Origin of the sequence: Bacteroides sp. HMSC067B03 (assembly GCF_001811315.1) — a bacterium.
Taxonomy (GTDB): Bacteria; Bacteroidota; Bacteroidia; order Bacteroidales; family Bacteroidaceae; genus Bacteroides; species Bacteroides faecis.
On the sequence record NZ_KV804410.1, the window covers coordinates 89,261 to 96,789 of the forward strand.

Sequence of the window (7,529 nt, forward strand, 5' to 3'; positions counted from 1 at the left end):
TTCATTATTTATTCACTTATTGCAGGATTCATTATCTGAATGGCTTCCCTGAACTCATTGTAAGGTATACCTGACGATGAGTAATAGTTTCTTCCCAAGAAGAAAACTCCACAGCCGCCTTTACGACCTTTCGATGGCTCCCAACGTGCATAGTTCATCAGTTGGCCTCCGTCTGCATAGAACACTCCGAATGATTCACAATAAATCATCTTCTCGGGTGGAAAGTTGCTGGGTTGAGTCAAGAACCCGACCTGATTACTATAAGCTTGTTGAACGATATAATCACAATAAGGTATGATGTCTGTCGGTGGTGTTCCACTGAAATAGTCAACGATAAGCAACTTGTCCGGTTGTTCGCCTTCGGGACCAAAATACTTGCCAAGTTCCTTTATCAACCTTACCAGATCGGAGCTGCTCCATCCTTCCCAGTCGACGTCTACTCCATCAAGTCCCGGCTCCAACACTTGATTTACAATCCATTTGGCGTATGCAGCCATCGCTTCATCATCCTTATTTTGACTCAGATCATAATCAACACCATCAATGGTAAACTGGTGTCTGTAATGAGAAGCATCGGCATGCATGACAAAACGTGTACCCAGTTTCTGCTGACAGTATTGCATATCCGCATATGCTACCGGATGTGTCTCTGCTGTCGGTATTCCCATCCATAGGTTTACGATGTCTATACTGTCTGGCAGTCCTACCATACGTTCACCCCACGATGCGGGATCTTTATAGCCTGTCACACCTTCAATTGGTGACCACGCTTCGTAATAAGCATAACTTATCTCATGATCGCTTTTCTTGAAGGCACGCAGATTCTCAAAATACTGCTCGTCGTATGTCTTCAGCTTCTGAATTTCTAACGCTTCCACATCGGTATCACAACTATAGAAAAAGAATGTTCCGATAAGGAAAGTCAGTAAACCTGTTATTTTTGTTTTCATTGTAATTAGTGTTTTTAAAATTAAACAATGTCCATTTTCCTGTTATCGGGATCTTTTGTCCCACCAGAGTTTAGTTCCACCCGTATCCTGACCACCCAAAGCCGATATACCACTGGCAACGCCGCTGGCATTGTTGATCTTCTCGTCACGTGTATAAGGCAGACGGCGGACTTGCAATTCGGTATCAATCGTTCCATTACTGCTATTTCTCACTACAGGAATAACTTCCGGATAGCCTGTACGACGATATTCACTCCATCCTTCAGGACCGTCGGGATAAATGGCAATCCACTTCTGTGTGATGATACGTTCCAACTGTCCCTCAAAATCGGCATTATCATCCCATGCAGGAGTAACCTTGCTGCTGAAAGTATAATTATCACTACCTACATTATCTGCAAAAGCACCCGGAGTCGAGGTGTTGTCGGCCAGATAATCGTCTACACCGGCAGCATTGTTCTCTTCGAACGACATACGTACACCTTGTTCATAGAATGATTTGGCTGTACCACCCATCGTCCAGCCACGTAATGCACCTTCGGCACGCAGGAAGAACGATTCGGCAGCAGTCATCCATACTACCGGAGTGGAAGCACGGTTGATATTCAGGTTAGAGATCTTATTACCCTGATAGTTGCTCATGTTGCTTGTGGTGATACCGATACGTACGCCATGATATTCACCGTCGCCGGCTGTTGTAAAATAAGAGCTGATTCGTGAATCATTCAGTCCGTTCAAGTAGGCTACGATGGTAGCACCCGGACGACAGTCGCCCGAATTGAAGTTATAGGCGATCTCGTGCAACGGATGATGATATTCCAATGAGTTATGCGAAAGCTCGGCACGTTCCGCTTTACTTTCGATAAAGCCAAACATATTTTCCATCGATTTCTTTGCCTGTGCTTCTGCCAAAGTAGGATTCGCATAAGAGACACGTATAGCAAGACGCAAACGCAGTGTATTGGCAAACTTCACCCACTTCTCTACATCACCCCCATATACACAGTCATAATCGCTCATCAGCTTGGCATCCACATTTCCGTTCACATAATTGCTCAATACTTCGATAGCATTATCCAGTTCCTCAAAGAACTTATTATAAACCAAGTCCAATGCGTCGTATAAGCTGGAAGAGCCATAGTTTACATACGGAATAGGGCCGAAAGTATCAGCAATACGATGCATCCCTTCCACTTTTACGATAGTAGCCAATGCGTCAACTTCCGGCAACTCTTGCTCGGTAGCTATCTTGTGAATACTTTGCCACGGCGCCATAATGCCAGTATAGGCATAATCAAAAGTGGCATTTACCCATTGTTCCTGAAAGTTATACTGTCCGTTATGGTTGGTAGACCCTAAAGTAGCGGCTATGTAGCCCGAATAGAGATCGTGCGATAAGTTCTGGGCAATCTGATAGTCAGAATCGAGCTTGTCGCCATCATTTACGATAACAACCCGGCGCAGCATTTGCGAAAAGAAAGCACCTGTCTTCAGGTTGTCTGCTTCCATCATTTCCTCGGTGACTTCATTCGGATTTACATTATCCTCATAGTCGATACACGAAATGTTATTCAATAGCATCAAAGATATCCCGAGAATGGAAAGTTTGTTCCATGACCGTATTTTATTTAATATCATATCTTCTACAATTTATAAGTTTGATTAGAAATTAACTTTCACAGAGAATCCCAAATTACGCAGACTTGGTGACATAAACATGTCAATACCTTGAAAGTAAGTACCTGTACTTGCTGTCAGTTCCGGATCGAACGGAGCTTTTCTATAAAGGAAGAAGAGATTCTTACCGATGAAGGATACGTTCAACCCCTTAATCCAGTCCACATACTTGTTGATAGGAATATCATAGCCTAATGATAACTCAGCCAGACGGACATTAGTCGCACTATACGTATACATAGAGCCAATTCCCCCCTGAGCACCGGAGCCTCCAATCTTCGTATAGTAATCTTCCGCGCCGATAGGACGACCGTTGACAATAGCTCCGCCATTATCACGGGCATCGGCTGTAGCCTTTGAAGAGCCGTATGCATCCATTGTTGCCTGTGTCTGCGATACCACTACGCCACCGACACGTGCCGTAAACAGGAATCCTAATGAAAGACCTTTATAACTGAATGTATTGCCCCAGCCGAGGTTGTATTTAGGAGCACTGTTACCGGCTTTTACAAACTCGTCGGGCTGAGTGACTACGACCTGGTCCGAAGGATGGACATAGATAGCTCCATGTTCGTCCGTGCGAAGCGTATTCACATAAATATCACCGATAGATCCGCCTTCTGTCAGTATCATCTTATACATACTGGTTCCTCCCATATCGATTCTGTCCAGAGAAGTGAGTTCATGTGTATAAGGATCTTCATAGTTGCGCAGCAATTCCACTACCTTATTCTTGTTTAATGAATATGTCAGATAAGAACTCCAGCCAAAATCTCCCCATTTATCTTCAAAGCGCAAAGACAATTCAATACCTTTATTATCTACACGACCACCGTTGACAACTTCCGACTTATAACCGGTAGTGGAAGAAAGGGTACGCTCGAAGAACTGATTATAAGTGCGTGACTGATAAATAGATCCGTCCAGCCTCAAACGGTTCTTGAAGAACACAAAGTTAAATCCGGCTTCCCATGATTTGGTACGTTCCGGCTTCAGATTGGGGTTAGGACGGCGGGACTGGGTAACAGGAACTCCATCGACCAATGCATAAGTCGGAATGGCCAGAAATACGTCCGGAGAATTACCGACTTCCGAATAGGATACACGTACTTTCATGTACGGCATGATATCCGTACTGCAACGGAATATGTCTGTGATAATCCCCGAAAGACCGATAGACGGATAGAAGAAAGAACCGGTATTCGTGCCTTTGAAGGTAGACGACCAGTCATTACGAGCCGTCACATCCAGATAAGCCATAGATTTATAGCCGATTTGCGCGCTGCCGAATATAGCACGTTTCTTCAAATGATAGCCATATTGATTAGCCAGGTTCTTCTCCGAAGTGTCCACGTTTCCAAAAGTAAAGAGGTTGGCCACTGACTTCAGCTTACCTCCGAAATAATCGGACTGATAATCATTGTTTTCGAAGTTTGCTCCCACATTGGCCGTTAAATTAAGGGTATTGTCAACAAAGTACTTATTGATATTCAGTAACAGTTCGCCGTATATCTGCTGATTTTCAATATTACTCTTGGAGTAGTAACCATATTTTGAAGCAAACAAGGTGTTCGTTCCTGCATCATACATACGTTCACGGCGCTCGTTGTTGCGGTCCATCTTGGCACGGGCTGTCACATTAATCCAGTCAGCAAAATCATATTTTGCCGATGCAGTAGCCATATAACGGTTCTTATGATTAGGTATTTTGATATGCTCGGTAATCCAATACGGGTTCTGCAAAGCCAGACTGGTACTGTAAGGCCAATACTGGGTCAGTAAGTTTCGCTCTGAATCGTAACGCTGATATGCCTGAACCTTCGAGAAATCATCTCCCGCGGGAAACAGATAAAGAGGAACCAGCGGGTTATAATAAAGTCCCTGAGAGGTCATGTTCTGCTCTTTTACAGAGCTAAGCATAAAACTCAGGTCGAGAGTCAGCTTATCTTTCAACATCTTGGCAACATTACGGACGGTAACATTATAACGCTCGTAGTCATTATTATGAATAATACCGTTGGCATTCGTAGTACCTAAAGATAAGTAAGTCTGATTCTTGTCAGTACCTGTAGAAAGACTGGCCGCATTGGTTACATTTACGCCCGTCTGAAAGAAATCTTTAGGATCATAGCTGCTCGGTGTATTCAATTTGCTGCCCCAACTGTAGTAACTACCTACTTCGGTCTGCCCATAAGTATTCTGGAACTCAGGCAAAACAAGAGGAGCTGAGAAAGTCGTATTATTGGATATGCTGACCGAAGTACGCCCTTCTCTTCCTTTTTTAGTAGTAATCATTACTACACCATTGGCAGCGGCACTACCGTAAAGAGCAGCAGCTGACGGTCCGCTCAAAACGGATATGCTCTCGATATCCTCGGGATTCAGACCGGAAATAGGATCACCGGACTGACCGGCACCTTCGTATGAATCCGTAGGCTGCGTAGAAGCTGCACTCATATCACTCATCGGAATACCATCGACTACATAAAGAGCATTGTTATTACCATTCAAGGATTTGGTACCACGCATCACAACACGTGAAGAACCGCCTACACCGGCTGAAGATGAGTTGATCGTAACACCGGCAACCTTACCATTCAGGTTGTTGACGAAGTTGGCATCGGCAATGCGTGTAATCTCATCATTACTCACTTGCTGTACATTGTAAGACAATGATTTGGCTTCCTTCTTGATGCCCAGTGCAGTAACAACGACTTCATTCAGTACTTCCGTATCCTCAGTCAGCACAATATTCAAAACCTGCGCATTCTGAACCCTTACAGTTTTCGTGGCATATCCCACATAGGATACTTCCAGAACATCTCCCTTTTTAGCTTGCAACGAGAAATTTCCGTTTATGTCAGTAATAGTACCGACCGTAGAATCTTTCACTTTAACATTCACACCAATCAACGGATCTCCGCCAGCATCCTTCACAACTCCTTTTACCTGGATTTGTCCTTCCTGCTGAACAAGTTGCATCTTATTGGTCGACAAAATAATCTGTTTGTCAACTACGGTATACGTGATATCGGTTCCCTTAAAAATATCATCCAGAATATCCAGAATCTTACCGGATTTATTTCTCACAGAAACAATGCGATTCTTCTGAATAGTTTTGTCATTGTAAAGGAAAACATAATCGGAAGTTTCTTCTATTTTATTCAGTATCTGTTCTACAGATACATTGTTCATAGAAATGGCAACATGCGTTCGTTGAGCATAGCCATTCTCTGCAGGAAGTTGTAAAACGACTGCAAAAAGTAGTGCCAGACTAATCCTCATAACTAAAGGTAGTTTTAGATTTAAAGCATATTTAGGACATAATGCAATAAATGAATGATTTTTTTTCATACATTTGCGGTTAACTAAAGTTTATTACTATAATGAACTATGGTTTGATTCCGGTTAGCGTTTGCAAGACTCCTTACCGCGAATCTGAAAATTTGGAGGGAAGACAGCTGTTGGTAGCAGCTTTCTTCCTTTTTTTACGATCTTTGTGTTATCTCATAGGCTACTCTCATTTTTATGGTTACTAATATAAATCTACAATTATTTTTTTCTTTGTAAATGTATCATCTGCCTGTTGTACCGCTTCCTCAGTTCTCCATTTCAAGGCAGCAGACTTAGCCAGATAATCCAATATTTGCGGCAGTGTTTCATTACGGAAAGTAGCGCGGTATTTATACTCCTTCCCTGATATATTATTAAACTGAATATCTACATTGAAATGCCGTGCCAGCCGTTTGAATATCTCATCCAACTCAGCATTTCGGAATATCAGTTTACCGTCTTTCCACGCCACCTTTTCATACACATCCACTTTTCCTTTCATCAACTTCTGATCCGCCTTGTTATAAAGTAATCGTTCTCCCGGAGCCAACTGAACAGTCGTCTTTCCATCAGGTGAAATAACGTTTACTTTACCTTTCTCCAATACCGTCTCTATACTATTATCATCTTCGTAAGCATTTACATTAAATTTTGTTCCGTAAACATACACGCTTAAACCGGCAGGAGTATTTACGTAAAAGGGCCGTTCCCGGTCTGCCTCTACCTCAAAATAGGCTTCACCCTTCAATTCTACATTACGGTTATCTTTCTTAAAAACGGTAGGATAACGGAGAGTACTACCGGAGTTTAACCAGACCACCGAATGGTCAGGAAGTTCGTAGCGAATAATCGAGCCTGTAGCTGCCACAACTTCCGCATATTTTTCTTCGGCATCTGTCGCTCCCCAATATAAATATCCCAAAACCAAAGAAGAAAGCAACAAAGGTATAGTCAAGAATGCAGCATAACGCATCAACTGATTATACATACTCCTTCTTCTGTTGATCTTTATTTTGGTTTGTGCCTGTTGATAGGCGCCCAGCACATCAATGGACTCCATTTCTTTAATGTCTTCTCCTAATGCCTGTGCTTTACGGAGCAATGATTCCGGATTCATATTTTCCATATTCTCTTTCAAAATCTTATCTTTTAATTGCAATTACACTAATAGTACAACTGAAGCAATCGAAAAGGGACAGGCAAAACAAAGTTTTTTTTATTTTATTTTTCAAGCTAACTTATTTTCTACAGCTTCATACCAAAAACAAAAAAAGAAAGGATATTTTAGGTAATGATGATTATCTTATTATATATTTGCAGCAAAATGAAAAACTACAGAATCTCAATATAATGAAAATATCTTTTTCCAAACAGACGAAAGAAAGGGCCTTCAAGCAGCTTTATGAGGAGTATTACGCCCCTTTCTGTCTGTATGCAAAAAGATTTGTAGATGATAAGGAAACCCGCGAAGACATCGTTTCGGATGTATTTACCTCTTTATGGGACAAGCTGGATACAGACTCTTTCGATTTGCAATCAGAGACAGCCTTGGGATATATAAAGATGTGT

The 7,529-nt window shown here is 42.2% G+C and carries 4 protein-coding genes and 1 pseudogene; 1 reads left to right on the forward strand and 4 read right to left on the reverse strand.

The window, feature by feature from the left end:
* Positions 1–8 precede the first annotated feature (8 nt).
* The 4 genes from HMPREF2794_RS18705 to HMPREF2794_RS18720 form a co-directional block, all read right to left on the reverse strand.
* Complete coding sequence (locus tag HMPREF2794_RS18705; RefSeq protein WP_022300784.1) at positions 9–950, reverse strand: endo-beta-N-acetylglucosaminidase family protein; 942 nt, start codon at positions 948–950, stop codon at positions 9–11.
* Positions 951–992: 42 nt separating this feature from the next.
* Positions 993–2,588 carry a RagB/SusD family nutrient uptake outer membrane protein gene (locus tag HMPREF2794_RS18710; RefSeq protein WP_010537393.1) on the reverse strand — a complete coding sequence of 532 codons (1,596 nt, stop codon included), beginning with the start codon at positions 2,586–2,588 and terminating at the stop codon, positions 993–995.
* Between the two features lie 24 nt (positions 2,589–2,612).
* The gene (locus tag HMPREF2794_RS18715) at positions 2,613–5,912 is read right to left on the reverse strand and encodes a TonB-dependent receptor (RefSeq protein WP_055269912.1); all 3,300 of its coding nucleotides are present in this window, start codon (positions 5,910–5,912) and stop codon (positions 2,613–2,615) included.
* Positions 5,913–6,162: 250 nt separating this feature from the next.
* A complete protein-coding gene (locus HMPREF2794_RS18720; RefSeq protein ID WP_010537391.1) occupies positions 6,163–7,086 on the reverse strand; it encodes a FecR family protein in 924 nt (307 codons plus the stop codon).
* A 224-nt stretch (positions 7,087–7,310) separates the two neighbouring features.
* Between HMPREF2794_RS18720 and HMPREF2794_RS18725 the strand changes: the two are divergent.
* Positions 7,311–7,529, forward strand: a pseudogene (locus tag HMPREF2794_RS18725) (RNA polymerase sigma-70 factor); the annotation flags it as partial.

Excerpts from the sequence above, each read along its gene's own strand:
- HMPREF2794_RS18705 (WP_022300784.1), bottom strand. The coding sequence starts at position 950 with ATGAAAACAAAAATAACAGGTTTACTGACTTTCCTTATCGGAACATTC.
- HMPREF2794_RS18710 (WP_010537393.1), bottom strand. The coding sequence starts at position 2,588 with ATGATATTAAATAAAATACGGTCATGGAACAAACTTTCCATTCTCGGG.
- HMPREF2794_RS18715 (WP_055269912.1), bottom strand. The coding sequence starts at position 5,912 with ATGAGGATTAGTCTGGCACTACTTTTTGCAGTCGTTTTACAACTTCCT.
- HMPREF2794_RS18720 (WP_010537391.1), bottom strand. The coding sequence starts at position 7,086 with ATGGAAAATATGAATCCGGAATCATTGCTCCGTAAAGCACAGGCATTA.